General features: G+C 36.0%; 2 tRNA genes. Both read right to left on the reverse strand.

Annotated elements, in window-relative coordinates:
• Positions 1–106 precede the first annotated feature (106 nt).
• A tRNA-Ile gene (locus tag ACJDUG_RS17800) sits at positions 107–183 on the reverse strand.
• Positions 184–248: 65 nt separating this feature from the next.
• Positions 249–324, reverse strand: a tRNA-Ala gene (locus ACJDUG_RS17805).
• Position 325: the final 1 nt, after the last annotated feature.

Here is a 325-nt window from a genome sequence, read left to right on the forward strand (position 1 = left end):
TACTCTTTAAAACGTAGTTTTGTTTGAGTAACAATTTAATCTATTTTTTAATCTGTGCAATTTTCAAAGAACAAATTAATTTAATTAATAATAATTAATTAAATAATGGTGGGCTTAAATGGACTCGAACCATCGACCTCACGCTTATCAGGCGTGCGCTCTAACCAGCTGAGCTATAAGCCCATAATTTTTTATAAGAAAAGAAGATTAAATTCTCTAACTAATAGCAGAAGAATTTAATCTTCTTCTGGTGGAGATAAAGAGGCTCGAACTCTTGACCCCCTGCGTGCAAGGCAGGTGCTCTCCCAGCTGAGCTATACCCCCA

Origin of the sequence: Candidatus Clostridium stratigraminis (assembly GCF_045310675.1) — a bacterium.
GTDB classification, from domain to species: domain Bacteria; phylum Bacillota; class Clostridia; order Clostridiales; family Clostridiaceae; genus Clostridium_AT; species Clostridium_AT stratigraminis.